This is a genomic window from Mesorhizobium sp. RIZ17, assembly GCF_051127865.1.
Lineage (GTDB): Bacteria > Pseudomonadota > Alphaproteobacteria > Rhizobiales > Rhizobiaceae > Mesorhizobium > Mesorhizobium humile.
In genome coordinates, this window is the sequence record NZ_CP147861.1 from 2,865,821 (window position 1) to 2,881,651 (window position 15,831).

Consider the following 15,831-nt stretch of genomic DNA (forward strand, 5'->3'; position numbering starts at 1 on the left):
ATCTAAAACCAATCGGCCCATCCAAAACGCGAGGTCTGGTGAACCGGTTAGTTCCTCAACACAGTGATTTTGAAAGATTGCAGGCTTGTCGGGCAAGGCCATCAACGTCCGTTGGGGTAGTCAGCCCAACGCTGGCGATGAGCTGAAGGCTCCTGAACCTCGTCATTCCAGGGCGGAGCAAGGAGCGTAGCGACGCGCGCGGACCCTGGAATCCATTCCGTTACCTGGACCGAATTGTGCAACGGTGCAGAATTTCTGGACCGCCGCGGCGCTTCCAAGCCACGGCATGGATCCTCGGGGCTGCGCGCGTCGCTACGCTCCTTGCTCCGCCCGTGGATGACGATCGCGATAGGCGTCTCGGCCAATCGCCAAGGCATGCCAACGCACACATAGCCAATCGGTCAAAACTTCTGTGTTAAGGAACTAACCAGGCTCCAGCGTATCCTGGATAGAGCCTATCAGCGCGGTGATCGCCTGCTTGTACTTCTCAAATTCCGGGGAGGTCTGCCGGACTTCGGTCGTGGTTGCCGTCGGCTGGCCCTGGTCGGTAACCACGCGCGGCACTTTCTGTCCCATCTTCCGCTCGGCCCAGTCGACGACGTAGCTCGCGGTCTTGCCGGTCAGGAACGGATTGGCCTGGATGACGGCCGACCCAAGAACGGCGCTCAATTGCGACGAACCCGGCGCCGCCAGCACCTGGTGCGCCCCTTCCATGCCAAGGAAATGGCAAAGATAGAGGCGGCCGGCGGTGATCTGGTGGCCGCGGGCGCGCAGATAGGCTTCCCCCTCGCGCGCCAGGTTGCGCACCATCTCGCGCGACAGCGTCGCGTCGTAGCGAAGCGCCAAAAGGTCGGCGGTCGACAGCGAGCGGGCAAGGTCGGGCCGATACGTGTTCATCATCCGGATCCAGGTCTTGGAAATGAACTGGCCGGCGCCGGTTGCCGAGGAAAGCGGGTTCTTGGCGCGAGAGCTACCGCCGCTTTCGACATGCACGATCCGCTCGGTCAGCGTCTCGACCGCGGCATCGCCGGAGCCACCGGAACTGACTGACACGGCGGTGGCGACCGTGGTGACCGTCCCCAGCGGGTCGATCGCCTCGCCATTCTGGTAGAGCTCGAAATGCAAATGCGGGCCGGTCGAAAGCCCCGTGGTGCCGATATAGCCGATGACGTCGCCGGCCTTCACCTTGGTGCCGACGCCGCTGGCGATGGCAAATTTCTGCATATGCGCGTAGCGCGTCTCGCGGCCATTGGCATGCGTGATCTTCACCAGATTGCCGTAGCTGCCGCCATCGCCCTGGAACGAGATTTCGCCGTCGAAGGCGGCCATGATCGGCGTGCCGACCGGCGCCGCCCAGTCGACGCCCTTGTGGATTCGAACCGTGCCGAGGATCGGATGCTTGCGCGGGCCGAAAGTCGAGGTCATCACCCCGGCGACCGGCGTGACCATGCCGTTGGTGACGGTCAGCGAGCGGACCTGGTCGTCGCCGGTCACGCAGGCATATTGGCCGTCGCTCTGCTGGAAGACGAAGCAGTCGAGGCTCTTGTCCGCGCCCTGGACGCCGACATAGAGCACCCGTCCGGAGATTTCGCCCTGGCCGCGCGGCGTTTGCGAGTAGATCAGCACCAGACGCTGGTCCTCGCTGGCGAAGGCGTCGAGGTCCTGTCCTCGCGACAGATACATGATCGCCTCGCCGATGACGCTGGTCGGCACCTTGTTGCGCGCCGCCGTCGAATAGATCGCGTCGAGCAGCCGGTACTGACGCTTGGGCCCGCCCTGGTCCGAGGCGCCCGAATAGTTGAAGAGGTCCTCGCGGACCCAGGGGTCGACGCCCGACACGAAGGCGCCGGCCGCATTGCGCGTCAGCGTGCCGACATAGACGTTTCTCGCGTAGATGGAGACCTGCATCAGCGACATGGTCGTCGTCTCGCGGTTCGGCCGGAACCCACGCATGGCCACGACAAAGCCGGACTCCAGCCCGTCGCGGTTGAACAGCGCCTTCAGCGCTTCGCCCGCCAGCTTCGCGTCGTCGGCGGAGAAATGCGCGTCGAGTGCCACGCTGTCCAGGCTGCGGTCATTGAGGATCTTCACGAAAGTGTCCTCGGTCGCCTCGAAGCGCTGATATTCGCTGGCGACGGTCGCGACAGTCGTGTTGTTCTCGATCGCGGTTTTCTTGAAAGCCGGGAGTGCTGCTTCGCCCTGGTCGATGGTCTCGCCCCAGCCGGCCTCCGGGTCGTCGGCGTCGGCCTTGGGCGCCGAGCCGGCATCGCTCTCGTCCGGCGCCGCCTGCAGGTCGTTCTCAAGGTCGCCTTGCGGATCGCCTTGTTGATCGCCCGGCGCCGTGGCCGGCACGGGCGGGGCCGGTTGCGTATCATCGGGCGCCGTTGCCGAAGGTTTCGGAGCGGCCTGCCGCTGCGCCTGGAAGAAGGCGAAATCCTCTTGCGTGGAGGGAATCGTCGTCATGAACTTCTCGCTGGCGCTCAGCATCACGTCGGCGAGGATTTCGATCTGCGGCGAAGCCCCGGAACTGTCGAGCTCGGCCGGGCGCGCGACGGTCTTGCCCTTCGTTGCTGTGTCGGCATCGGGCGCCAGCGTGATCCACATCGGATCGCCGGCGAGATCGATGATCGCCGGCACATAGACCGAGGCGTCGGGCGGCACGTCTTCCATGCCCTCGACCGGCTGCAGCTCTTCATCCTCGTCGCCGAACGACCAGTAGTCCCTGGTCAGATAGAAGCCGGTGGCTAAAGCGACGACGGCGAGCGTGGCAAGGCCGGCAAGGGCCCGGCGCCAGAGCTTGCGCCGGCGCTCGGCCTGGCGCGCCCGCTTCTTTGCCTTGAAGCTCGTGTCGATCGAGTGCGTCAAGGGCTGTTCCCGGTCAGGAAATAGGTCCAGCGCACTTGCTCGAGCGTGTCGACCTCGACGAAGCGCGCCGCGATATGGCCGCGCTGCCAGCACTCCTCGATGCCGCGGATCGAGAAGCGCCTCCGGTCGATGCACATCTCGGTCGACCCGTTGAGGATCGCATGGCCGAAGACATCCGTAGCGTAGAGATAGATGTAGCGGTTGGTCAGCTCCTCGCGGATGACGTTGACGCACTGGTTGGCGCCGATCGTCCACCAGCCGTCCGTCTGGTCGGCATTGTCGACCTTCTGTCCCACCGCGAGATTGACGACGTCGAGCGTCTGGTTGCAGACGGTGAATTCGGCACGCGCTCTGCCGGGCGAAAGGATCGAGAGCAGCGCCGCGCCGAGCAGCGTGGCAAGCGTCACGCGGCCCGGCAACAGCAATCGGAGCCGGCTACGCTGCTTGCGTGGCGAGGGCTGGTACAGAGAACGCGAGCGACGAAGATCCATCGGCGTTCATGCTATCCGCCAAGCCGGAAATACGTGGCCGTGGCGGAGAACTGCGATCCATTGGCCTCGATCTCCTCGAGGATTTTTGGCAAAAGCTCCGAGGCCGGCGTCGGCCTGGAGAACATGGCGGCCTGGATGTCCTTGGGTCCGGTGATCACCAGCATGATCTGCGGCACCGCCTTGCCGGCCGCCTTGTCCGCGGCGGCGAGGCCGATCGGGATGTTGAAGGTCACCTTGTCGGTTTGCGGCACCATGCGGTCGTCGAGGTTGAAGGCGACGCCCTTGTGGTCGATCAGCATGACGTTCGAGACGAGCCCCCCGCCCGTATACAGCGCGCCGCTGACCGGCGAGCCGTCCGGGATGGATGTCCGGTCCAGCACAAGCTGCGGCTTCGCGGCCGAGCTCCGGTCGAGGAAGCGCAGGAACGTGGGCACTCCGCACTGGGACAGGGTGATGAGGCGCACGCTGATATCCGGCTCGATATGGAACCGCGTCTGGAAATCGTTGAGCAATTGTTCGAAGGGCTGGACCGCGGTTCCGTATCCCTCGATCGTCGGGGCGCCGCCGGGGCCCGATGTCACGTTCGCATAAAAACAATTGCCGCCGCTGAAATCGCGCACCCACGAGCGCTGGTCGTTCCACTTGGCCATATTGTCATCCGCTGACGGAAGCGCCGGCTTGGGCACATTGATGACGACGTCGGTGTTACCCGGCTGCTTGGTCGCCGGCGGTTGCTGCGCTGTCGGAGCCGTCTGCGTTTCCGGCGGGCTGGCCGTCGGGGTCTGTGCCTTCGGGTCGGGCGGCGGAGTGGTCGGCTGCGCTTGCGCCCGGTTTTCCGTAGCGGGGGGCGGGGAAGCGTTCGGCTTGGGCAGCTTGGAAAGCATGTCCACGAGGTCTTTCACGCTGGGCTTGGCCGCCGGCGGATTTGCCTCCTGCGCCGGCTTGTTCTCAGCCGCCTGGCTCGGTTCCGGCGTCTTGGCCGCCGGCTCGCTTGCAGGCTGTGTCGGCTTCTGGCTTTCCACCGCCTCCGGTGCGGGAGCCGGCGCAGGCGTCGGCGACTGTTGCGCCGGGGGTTGCTCTGGTTTGATCTCGACCGGTGGGAGATGCGCCTGGCTGTTGGCCTCGCTCTGTGGCTGGGTGGCTGGCGAGGCCGGCTGCTTGACGGGCGTCTTGGCCTCCGCGTCGGGTTGGGCTGGTGGCTTCGCCGTATCAGGCTTCGGCGGTTCCGGCTGAGGCGTGGCCGTTGGCTGGGGTTTCGGCGCCTCCGGCTGCTGCGCTTCCGCCACTGGTTTGGTGGCTTCCGCGACCGGCTTCGGCGTCAGCGGCTTCGATGTTTCCGTCACCGGCGACGGCGCCAGGACGCCGCTGAAATAGACGCCGCCTCCAGCCAGGACAGCGAGCGCCGCGACCCCGCCGGCGATGGCGGGCATCCGCGAAGCCTTTTTGGGTGCGGGCGCGCTGGGCGGAGCGGCAGCCGGCGCGGGCTTGGGCTCCGACAGATATGCGGGGCGCACATGCTCGACGAAGCGCGGCTCGCCGGGAGGCGCCGATGGCGGCGATTTGGAGTCCGGCGGCGCTGTCCAGCCGGCGCGCGGCAGGCCGGAGCGGTCGCGCGCGCCGAACGGCACCGGCGGCGGCAACGTCGCCTCGAGGTCCTCGCCGCGCGTCGCCCTGGCGATCTCGGCCATGCTGGCCGGCCGGTCGCGCGGATCCGGCTGCAGCATGGCCGAGATCAGTTCATGAAAGTCGGGATCGATATCCGACAGGTCCGGCACGGTCCGGCGTTTCTCGATGACCTCATATTGCGAGCCGCTCATGTCGAGCGGCTTTCCGCGCAGCGCCGCGGCCAGCACCAGCCCGAGGCTATAGATATCGGATTGCTCGCTGACCTCGCCGCCATAGAGGCCGAGTTGTTCCGGCGAGACGTAGTTGTATTTGCCGGCAAATTTCCCGCCGATCAGCGTTTCGCCGCCGACGGTGGCCGACCGGGCGATGCCGAAATCGATGATCTTGGCGCGCTCGACCCGGCCGCCGGGCAGGATGATGTTGTCCGGCGAGAGGTCGCGGTGCACCGCGCCGGCCTGGTGCACCGCACTGAGCCCCGAGGCGAGGCGATGGCAAAGCCGGCGCACGTCCTCTCCCTGCATCGGCCCGCGCCGCATGACGTCGAACAGCGATTGGCCGTCCACGAACTCCATCGCAAGATAGGGACGGCCGATTCCCGTATCGATGGTGAAGACGTGGTAGCGCACCACCGCATCATGCGACAGATGGTTGAGGATCGACGCTTCCTTGCGGAACAGCGACAGGATCGTCTGGTCGCGGGCGAATTCGGGCAGCACGATCTTGATCGCCACATGGTCGCCGGTCTGGATGTTGTGGCCGCGATAGACTTCGCCCATGCCGCCGGAGGCGATCCTCTCATCGAGTTCGTAGATGCCGCTGAGCTGCGTGCCGACCCCGGTATAGGTGACACCAGTCGATATGCGCGTCTTGTCGTCGTCGCTCATCTGGCCAGGGCCTCCGCTCCGGAGCGATCCGAATGCTGCGCGCCGCTATGCCCGCCGCCGATCTTCACGAGTACGATGGTTACATTGTCGGTTCCGCCGCGCTCAAGCACGGTATCCAGGAGGGTCTGGCATGCCGTCCGCGGCGTAGCGGACCTGACCGTGGCCTCGATCTCGGCGTCGCTGACATGCGCGGTCAGTCCGTCGGTGCCGAGGACGAAAACATCGCCCGCCATCAGCTCGCCTTGCTGAAAGTCGATCTCGAGCTCATCGTTGACGCCGACCGCATGCGTGATCACGTTGCGGCGCGGCCAGGTGCGCGCTTCCTCCGCGCTGATCATGCCGCGGTCGAGCAATTCCTGCACCTCGGTATGATCCTTCGAAACCTGGAAGATCGAGCCGTTGCGGACGAGATAGATGCGGCTGTCGCCGGCCCACAGGCAGGCGAACCGTCCATCCATGGCAAGCAGCGCCGCGAAAGTGGAGCCGATGGTGATGCCGCGCGAGCGCGATATGTCGCGGATCTCCGCATTGGCGCGGCTGAGCCGGTCCTCGAAGCGGGCGCGAAGATCCGGCGCCGAACTCGCAATGCCGATCGTCGCCAGGTGATCGACGATGCTGGCCGAGGCGACTTCGCCGGCCTCGTGCCCGCCCATCCCGTCGGCCACCACCCAGAGCCCGGTCTGCGGTTCGATGAGGTAGTTGTCCTCGTTGTGATCGCGCACGCAGCCCTGGTGGCTCACGCCGAAGCTTTCGATGGGGAGGGCGACAGTGCTCAATTTGCCACCAAGCGCTTCACGAGCGTCCTCTGTGACCAGCCACGGGCCGCGTGCCCAGGCCACTCTGCCATAAGCGTGTACATTAGAGTACCGAAATGAAGGCTCGATCCGGTCATCTCAGAACGCCTTCGGACAGCTGAAGCCGGACAAGGCCGGCAGCAGCAACGGATTGGCGCCCGAGCCGGTCTGGATCGTATAGGCGACATCGCGTCCGCCGATCACGAAGCGGGCTTCCGTGTTGGCGCCGTCGCCCGTGATGGTCGCCTTGTCGAACAGCCGCTTCAACGCCCACGGCCCTTCGAATTTGAGCGCGGACTCGCGTCCAGGCATTTCCGGCACGAGGCTGAGGCTCGCCGATCCGGAAGCGGCGCCGCTCGGCCATGTCACGATGCTCGGCGCGTTGCCGGCCTGCGCGCTCTGGACCGTCTGACCGTCGACGTCGAGCACGGCGCTGTCGACCTCGCTGTTCAGCGACGCCGGCGTGATAGTGATCGAGACCGAGGGCACCGAGCCGCCGGAGGGGAAAAAGGCGCTGCGGATCTCCGCCGCCGACTGGAACGCCTTCAAGGTTGATTTTGCAAGGTCCTTGCTGGAACGCGCATCCTGCTTCCAGGCCCATTCCTGGCCGGTCATGTCGATCAGCGGCGCAAGGTTCTGCGCGAAGAAGCGGTCCATCAGGCCGCCCGGCGCGAACAGCTTGGTGAAATCCGCCATCGAGATCTCGTCGGTGCCGTCGCGGGTGAAGGGATAGCGGCCATTGACGGCCTCCTCGCAGGCGCGCGTCACCGTCTGGTCGAGGGTCTGGTTGAGGTTGGCGACGGAGGTTTCCGCGACATTGCCTTCGAGCTCGTCCGCCGCCGCGTTGACCATGCGCGCCAGCGGCTTGGGCAGGCGCGAGACATTGGCGCGCAATGTCGAGATCTGCAGTTGCAGGTTGGCGTTGACGCGCTCGGTCTGCGTGGGGACATCGGCCGCGAGCTTCAGGCTCTGGAAGATGTCGTGGAAGTTCTGCGTCAGCGCATCGAGCGGCCGGCGTCCGGCGGCCCCGCCGACCAGTGCCTGGAACGAGCGGAACTGCGCCTCGACGCTCGCGCCGGCATTCTGCGCGACGGCCGAGCTTGCGCCGGCGCGGCTTTGCGACTTGCCGCCGGCGATCTGCAGGCCGATGCGGGCGAGGCCCTTGGCCATGGCGGCGGGATCCTGCTGCGCCGTGCCGGTCTCGCCCCCGTCGGCGCTGTCCTTCGTCAGTGCGGTTTCATCGGCGATCGCGGTGAAGAGCTGGTCGAGTGGCGAGTCCGGCGCGGCGATGGCCGAGAGCGCCAGATATTGCGGCTTGTCCTTCAGCATCGCCTTGAGCTTCAGCTGGTCGAGCACGCCGTTCCAGCCGGCGGCGAATTCCTTGCCGTACCGGTCGATGAGCTCGGGACCGAGCTTGGGCAGGTCCTGGTCGATGCCGCCCTGCTCGCCGCCGCCGCCGAGCACCCATTGGTCGTCGACGAGCATCTGCGCGATGCGCGAGAGCTGCGGCAGGAAGAAGCGATTGAACCCGGCGCGCGTGTAAAGGCCTGGGACCTGAAGATCGGCAAGTTCGCTGCCGTCCGCGCGCTCGAACAACAGCTGCGCTTCCGGACCGGCTTTCGCGGCGACGGAGAAATCCTGCAGCCTTGCCGCGTAGACCGCCGATTTAATCTGCGCCCAGGCGCGGTCGGCGAGGCTCATGCGTCCGAGCGAGCGCTGCGCGGCCTCCACCAGCGGCTGGTTGAGCTCGAAGGTTGGATCATAGGCGTCGTCGAGGGCAAGCATGGCGCGCAGATGCCTTTCGAGCTGTGCGCGGCCCTCGCGGTTGTTCTCGCCGGGGTAGCGGTTCTCTTCCCAGTCCTGTTTCATCCAGGAGACGACCAGTTCGTCATCGACTTTCGGCGCCTTGCCGCCCAGCATCAGGTAGATCTTGAGCGGTTCGTAGAGCGCCACCGGGTCGGCCATCCTTGCCTGGATCGTCCGCTCCGCCTGCACCAGCAGCCGCGAGCGGAAGGTTCGCTCCAGCGCTTGCCGGTAGGCGGTCTTGGAGGCGGACAGCAGCCTCTCGCGCTGGCTGAGCCCGAAGGTCTCCTCGATCGGCCTTGCCTGGTCGCCGTTTTCGAACCCGGCCGGCAGGTTGCGCAACTGGTCGAGCGGACCGATGACGTTTTCGAGGTCGACGTCGGTCACCGTCGTGCCCTTGAGCAGCGTATCGGCGCTGTCGCGATAATGCGCCATGGCTTGCCTTGTGGAGGCGATCAGCTGCTTGTTGGCGAAGAAGCTGAGGCCCAATACGCCGAGCGCCGCCAACGCCGCCAGCGCGATCGCGGCCAGGCTACCGAACCTGGCGAGCCTGGCGCGCCGCTCGGCCGCCCGGTCGAACGACACCCAGCCCGATTCCGGGAAGATCACTTTGGCCAGCAGATCATGCAGGAAGAAGCTCTTGCCGGCGCCGGAAAGATGCGCTTGCGAGGCACTGCCGAAACTGCGGCCGATCGCGCCGAGCACCTGGTCGAAGGGCGTGCCTTCCTGGGTGCCCGATGAGAAATAGAGCCCGCGCAGGCTGACATTGACCTGGCTCCGCGAGGCATCGAACAGGCTGCCGACGAACTGCGCTATCCGGTTCTTCAGCGCACTGAACTGCGCCGGGAAGCCGAACAGCGCGATGCGCACTACGGGGTCGGTCTCTTCCTGCAGGCGGTCGGCGACCTCTTCGGCGAGCCGCTTCGCCAGCCCGTCGAATTCCGCCGGCGCCTCGCCGGCCATGTTTTTGGTGCGGTCGGCGGTCTGGAACGTCGCGCCCCATACCTTGCGCCGGCGCGCTTCATCGAAATCGCCGAAAAAGTCCATGAAACCGGAGACGAGGTCGGCCTTGGTGAAGAGCAGATAGACCGGGAACTGGATCTTCAGTGTCTCGTGCAATTCGCGCAGGCGGCTTCTGATCTCGGTGACATGCGCGTCGAGCTGCCGGTCGTCGAAACCGACCAGATCTGCAAGGCTGACGGCCAGGATCACGCCATTGATCGGTTGCCTGGTGCGCTGTTTCTTGAGCAATCGCAGGAAGGCGAGCCAGCTTGCCTTGTCGCGCTCGCGATCCGATTCCTGCGTCGTGTAGCGGCCGGCCGTATCGATCAGCACCGCCTCGTCGGTGAACCACCAGTCGCAGGACCGCGTGCCGCCGACGCCGGCCACCGGCTGCGCGCTGCCGGAGCCTGCAAGCGGAAACTTCAGCCCGGAATTGACCAGCGCCGTCGTCTTGCCGGCGCCGGGCGGGCCGATGATGATGTACCAGGGAATGTCATAGAGGAAATTGCGCTTGCCGCTCGTCCGCTTCAGCGTCGCGATCGCTTCACCCATGCGCGCTTCGAGCACTTGTGAATCGTCGTTGCGCTCGTCGCTGCGCACGATGGCCGTTTCGAGCGCCTTTTGCGCCTTGCGCCGCTGCCAGAAGCGGACCCCGTAGAACAGCGCGAGCACCGCAACCGTGACGCCGATGATCGTGGCCCTGAGCCACACGGGCCCGAGCGGGTGCGTATCGGCGAAGCGGATCAGCGGCCCGGCATACCAGACCGCCGCCGAGAAACCGGCAAGCGCAGCCAAGCTGAAGATCCGCAGCATCCAGCGCATCAGTCGCCGTTCTCCGCCGCGCTGGTCTGCAAGGTCTCCTGTTTGGGGATCATCACGTCGACGCGGCGGTTCTTGGCGCGGCCGTCCGCCGTCCCATTGTCGGCGATCGGCTCGTCCTCGCCCTTGCCGTCGGCACTCAGCCGTGATGGGTCTTTCAATTGCTCGGCCACCATCGCCTGGAGGGCTTTGGCGCGGGCGACGGAAAGGTCGAAATTCGATTTGAACTGGCTCGACTTCTTCGGCTTCACATTGTCGGTGTGGCCGACGATCCGGATCGACCCGGGTTCGGCATCGAGCGCCGTGGCGATATCGGCCGCGATTGGCTGGAACTGCGGCTTCAGTTCCGCCTGGCCGGACGCGAACAAGAGCTGGTTGTTGATCTCGACGACGATGAATTCGCCCTTCTCGCCGACGCTCAGTCCGCCGCCGGCGATTTCCTTGGCAAGTGCCGCGCGGATGCGATCGACCTGGGTCGTGTCTGGAACCGTGGGTGGTGGCGGGCTGGGTTGCGCCGGTTCGGCGGGCGCCGCCACGCTGGCGCGCTCTATGGTGACGGGCGTCGACGGGTTGAGCGCCAGCAATTCGCCGGCGGTCGCGTCACCTTCGTCGGTGATCAGCACCCGCAGTCCGAAGAAGGCCGCTGTCACCAGCGTCGCCGCGGCGGCCGCGACCGCCCAGAGCGGCAGCCGCGCCCTTGGCTTCGGCATTGCCGCCGCCATGCCTTGCCAGCGCGGCGAGATGTCATCATTGGCGCGTGGCTTGAAGTAGCGCAGCGTGTCGTAGACGTCGCGCCGGACGCGCTCGAGCGTGTTTCGTTCGCCCGTCAGCCCCCGATACTGGCCCTCGAAGCCCAGCGACAGGCAGGCATGCATCAGTTCGAGCAGGTCGTAATGCGCTTCCGGCTTGGCGAGGATCGTGTTCAGCGCTCCGTAGAAGCCGGCGCCTGTTGGTTGGCTGTGGAAGAACCGGGCCACCAGGCTGTGCTGAAGCCAGCTGTCCTTGCTTGGCCAGGGCAGGTTGCCGACGAGGTCGTCGGCGGTTTCGCAAAGGGCGAATTTGGCGATCCGCGCGTCTTCCTCGCCAATGCCGGCTTTTGCGATTGCGCGGTCGAAGGTCTCCATCGCGTCGGCGATATGCTCCGCCAAGGGTGCGGCTTGCCGTTCAACCGGTATCAGCCGCAATTGGCCGAAGAGCATCAGCAGCGGTGCCGCAGCGGCGAGGATCGGATTTGCCGCAGGGTAGTTGACGCCGCCGGCGGCGTTGAGAAGGGCATCCTGCTGCAACCCCGGCGCCGCATTTGCGGCCGCTCCCGGAGTTGGCGCCTGAAAGAGCACGGTTCCAGACGACCAGCCGGTGGGGATCTGCCGGCCATCGCCGGGGTCGAAAACTGTCGCTTCGCGGGCAGGCGATGGGGCAGGCCGCGCGGCTTCCGGACTTGATCTCTCGGGAGCCGCAAGCGGCTTCTGCTTCGGCCGCGGTGCACGGATGACGGTTTTGTCCGCCGGCTTGGAGGGATCGTCCTTCGAGCTCATCGGCGACGACCCACCGTCGCAACGCGACAGGCATGCCTTCGACCGCGGGAACGCATCTCAGCCAGGGCTTTGGCGGCGGGCCGCATGGAAAGGCACATCTCGCCGAAACATGACATTGCTGCAAACGCCCCAAGCCACGCCGCTTTGCCCGCCAGGCAAGCTTCCTTGCGCATTCTAGTCGCCCGGATACCCAATTGAAACGGGGCCGCCGATTGAAATCGGAGAGCAAGATGCTCGAAGAAGCGGCTTCTTCTATGAGACCCGTCACATACAGCCGGCGCGGACCGTGCCCGTGCGGCTATTTCTGCTTGCCGGCCTTGGCGTAGGCTTCGGCGAAATAGGCGAGGAAGACATCCAGCATGCCGTTTTCGTGCTTGTCCTCCATCGCCCGCCAGGTCGCGACAAGCGCATCCCAGGCCTGGCTTTTCCTGGACGAGAAGGACGCGGGCGGGATTTTCTTGGCGATCGCCTCCGGCGACAGGTCGTCGAGCAGCCGGGAGAGCGCGGCCTGCATGGCGGCGTAGGTTGCGATTTCGTGTGCCTTCAGGTCGCGGAACGCATCCTCGACACTGTGCTTTGCATCGAGATAGCCCGCCCTGCGCTTGGCGAACATGATCTCCAGAATGTCGTCGGTACCCGGCACGAATTTCAACGGGTTGTTGTCCTCGGCGCCGATCATCGTGCGGTTCGCGGTTTTGGCGAGCACCTTCGCCGCCGCGCGCGCCTTGAGCAGCAGCGACAGTTGCTCGACCGTGGTCCTCAGCACCGCGCCGATCTCTGCTGCGATGTCGTGCGGGTCGCGCGATTGCAGCAATTCAGGCGCGATGCCCGCCGCCCTGGCGATCTCCCGCAACATCGCGTCCGCTTCGGCCGGCCGATTGGCCGGGGCCGCCGGACCGGGCTGCAACGCCGAGGATGTCGAGACGGGCGCTGCCCCAATCGGGCGCTGCTCCGCCGGATTGAAGAATGGCTCGTGGCCGGGATCCATCGGGCGGCCGGTCGAGGGCGGCAGCTCGCGTTGTGTCGACCCGGTCCTGGTCTGCGGATGGCCTGTCGCGGCCCGTTCGTCTTCGATCGAAACGCCGACGACATAGCGGCCGATCAGCAGCCGGTCGCCCTGGGCCAGCCGATGCGGCCCGGCCATGCGCTGGTTCGAACCGTTGACGAAAGTGCCGTTGCGCGAGAGGTCGTAGAGCCAGAACGAACCCGCCTGGTAGCGGACCTCGCAGTGTCGGCCCGAGATGAACTTGTCCGGGTCGGACAGCGTCCAGTCGCAATTCTCGCGGCCGATCTCGAAACTGCGGTCGCGGGCGGCATAGCTGGCGGCGGTGCCGGCCGGCAACTTGTCGACATTGCTGATCTGCAGAGAGATGAACATCCGGAAGCGTCGCCGAACTTGGTCAACAAATGCTTATCTTACGTGCGATTCCGGGTGGAAAGCCGCCAGGCGCCTTCTCGGAATTGCTTCGGTATTCTAGCAGCTTGCAAGCGGAGCGGGAGAGGAACGTTTCACACCGGTGCCCGGGTGCGGTTTAGCCGCCGCTGTTATTTGGCCTCCTCCAAACATGTGCTAGGCTGACCCCTTACGGTGCGGTGAATTCGAACGCTCCCGAACGTGATGCAGTTAATAGAACGGGGGTTTCAAACCATCACACTGGCGGCCGCGTCGAGGAGGGGCACGACCCATGCCGAACGAACGTGCTACGGTTGTACAGACGCCGGCTGGCGCCGACCTGACCTTCACCCATCTCATCGGCCGCGATGAGATCAGCCGCTGTTTCGCCTATACCGTCGGCTTCGTCTCGAAGAACCGCGACGTCGATCCGCTGAAGATGCTGGGCGGCGTCGTTTCGGTCGAGGGCGAATCCGATCCGAAGCGCTGGTTCAGCGGCCTCGTGTCGGATTTCAAGCTGACCCGCATCGAGGACCGGCTGGCCTTCTACGAGGCGACCGTCAGGCCGTGGCTCTGGTTCCTCGGCAACACAACCGACTGCCGTATCTTCCAGAACATGACGGCGGTGGAGATCGTCGAAAAGATATTCTCGAAATATGGCATCGCCAAATTCGAGAAGCGGCTGCAGGGGTCCTATCCCTCGCGCGAATATTGCGTTCAGTATGACGAGAGCGATCTCGATTTCGTGCAGCGGCTGCTCGAGCACGAGGGCATCTTCTATTTCTTCGAGCATGACGAGGGCAAGCACACGCTCATCCTCTGCGATGCGATGAGCAAGCTGAAGCCGGCGCCCGGCTACGAGAAGGTGCTCTACAATTTCGAGGGCCAAGCCTCGCGGCGCGACGTCGAATACATCACCGAATGGATCCCGGGCAGCGCGGTGCGGCCGGGCGCCTATGCCCATACGGACTATGATTTCGAGAAGCCCGGCGCCGATCTGATGGCGAAATCCGCCCAGCCTTTCGCCCACAAGGAAGCCTCGGGCGAAAACTATCGCCAGCCCGGCGCGCATCTCGATGTCGGGCGGGGCGACAAGATAGCCGGGATCCGCCGCGAGGAACTCCAGGCCGTGCACCAGCACAGCACGGCGGTGGGCACGGTGCGCGGCCTTTTTTCCGGCTGCAAGTTCACGCTGGAGAGTTTTCCGCGCGACGACCAGAACCAGGATTATCTGGTGATCAGCGCCGAATACCGGCTGTTCGATCCGGGCTACCGGACCCAGAACGAGGCCCACAGCGAGAATTTCAAGGTGGTGCTCGGCGTGGCGCCGACCAAACTGCCCTACCGGCCGCCGCGCATCACGCCGCGGCCGATCATGCGCGGCCCGCAGACGGCTACCGTCGTCGGCCCTTCGGGGGAGGAAATCTTCACCGACAAATATGCGCGGGTGAAGGTGCAGTTCCACTGGGACCGGCTCGGCAAGAAGGACCAGAACTCGTCCTGCTTCGTGCGGGTCTCGCAAACCTGGGCCGGCAGCAACTGGGGCTTCATCCAGATCCCGCGCATCGGCCAGGAGGTCATCGTCGACTTCATCGAGGGCGATCCGGATCTGCCGATCATCACCGGCCGCGTCTACAACGCCTCGCAGATGCCGCCCTACGGCCTGCCGGGCAATGCCACGCAATCCGGCTGGAAGTCGAATTCCTCGAAAGGCGGCGGCGGTTACAACGAACTGATGTTCGAGGACAAGGCCGGCTCCGAACTGGTCAACTTCCAGGCCCAGAAGGACCACCACCTGCTGATCAAGCACGATCGCAACAAGACGGTCCAGCACGACCAGTCCGACCGCATCGACCACGACGCCAAGCACTCCGTCGGCCACAACCTCGACGAGGACGTCGGCAACAACAAGACGGTCAAGGTCGGCGTCGACCAGACGACGAATATTGGGTCGAACGATACCGAAACGGTGGGGGCGAACCGCTCGCTGACGGTCGGCGCAAATGAGACGATTCACGTCGTCGGCAATTCCACGGAGAATATCGACGCCAACCATTCGCAGACGGTGGCGATCGTGCAGACGATTACGGTGGGTGCGGCGCGTATTGATACCGTCGGAGCGTCCGAGACGAGAAGCGTCGGTGCGGTGCAGACGAATACGATTGGCGCGACGCGATCGGTTACGGTGGGCGCCGGGCAGGACCACAGCATCGGTGCTTCGGATAGCTGGACGGTAGGTGCCAGCCAGAACGTACAGGTAGCCGCCGATCAGAGCTTCAGTGTCGGCGGCGCCCACTCTTCGCAGATCGGCAAGGCGAGGACGGCCAAGGTAGGTGCGGATGACAGCACCGAAATTACCGGCGAGCATGCACTTAAAATTGCCAAGGGCAGCAGCATCGATATCGCCAATGACAGTTCGATCAAGGTTGGCAAGAAACTGGTGATCGAGGCGGGTGAGTCAATAACGCTTAAATGTGGATCTGCCTCGATCACTATGAAAAAGGACGGCACTATCGTTGCCGACGGCAAGGACATTACGATCAAGGGTAGCGGCAAGATCACGGTAAAGGCGGACGGCGACGTGATCGTTAAGGGAAGTACCATCAACAACAATTGAGA

General features: G+C 65.0%; 8 protein-coding genes. 1 reads left to right on the forward strand and 7 read right to left on the reverse strand.

What is annotated here, in order from left to right; translation table 11 throughout:
- Positions 1-423 precede the first annotated feature (423 nt).
- The 7 genes from WDX12_RS13910 to tagH all read right to left on the reverse strand — a co-directional run bounded on the left by WDX12_RS13910 (position 424) and on the right by tagH (position 13,197).
- A complete protein-coding gene (locus WDX12_RS13910) occupies positions 424-2,865 on the reverse strand; it encodes a M23 family metallopeptidase (protein WP_434725247.1) in 2,442 nt (813 codons plus the stop codon).
- Positions 2,862-3,356 carry a DUF1036 domain-containing protein gene (locus tag WDX12_RS13915; protein WP_434725248.1) on the reverse strand — a complete coding sequence of 165 codons (495 nt, stop codon included), beginning with the start codon at positions 3,354-3,356 and terminating at the stop codon, positions 2,862-2,864. Before WDX12_RS13915 ends, WDX12_RS13910 begins: the two co-directional genes overlap by 4 nt.
- An 11-nt stretch (positions 3,357-3,367) precedes the next feature.
- Entirely contained in the window at positions 3,368-5,866 is a 2,499-nt protein-coding gene (locus tag WDX12_RS13920; protein ID WP_434725249.1) for a protein kinase domain-containing protein, read from the reverse strand.
- Positions 5,863-6,642 (reverse strand): PP2C family protein-serine/threonine phosphatase, encoded by a 780-nt coding sequence (locus WDX12_RS13925; protein ID WP_434725250.1) that lies wholly within the window; start codon positions 6,640-6,642, stop codon positions 5,863-5,865. The genes WDX12_RS13920 and WDX12_RS13925 overlap by 4 nt, the downstream gene beginning before the upstream one ends.
- Before the next feature lie 117 nt (positions 6,643-6,759).
- Positions 6,760-10,287 (reverse strand): type VI secretion system membrane subunit TssM, encoded by a 3,528-nt coding sequence (tssM, locus tag WDX12_RS13930; RefSeq protein WP_434725251.1) that lies wholly within the window; start codon positions 10,285-10,287, stop codon positions 6,760-6,762.
- A complete protein-coding gene (gene tssL / locus WDX12_RS13935) occupies positions 10,287-11,819 on the reverse strand; it encodes a type VI secretion system protein TssL, long form (RefSeq protein WP_434725252.1) in 1,533 nt (510 codons plus the stop codon). The genes tssM and tssL overlap by 1 nt, the downstream gene beginning before the upstream one ends.
- Positions 11,820-12,117: 298 nt before the next feature.
- Complete coding sequence (gene tagH / locus WDX12_RS13940; RefSeq protein ID WP_434725253.1) at positions 12,118-13,197, reverse strand: type VI secretion system-associated FHA domain protein TagH; 1,080 nt, start codon at positions 13,195-13,197, stop codon at positions 12,118-12,120.
- A gap of 307 nt (positions 13,198-13,504) precedes the next feature.
- Between tagH and tssI the strand changes: the two genes are divergently transcribed.
- Entirely contained in the window at positions 13,505-15,829 is a 2,325-nt protein-coding gene (gene tssI, locus WDX12_RS13945) for a type VI secretion system tip protein TssI/VgrG (RefSeq protein WP_434725254.1), read from the forward strand.
- The last annotated feature ends 2 nt before the right edge of the window (positions 15,830-15,831 follow it).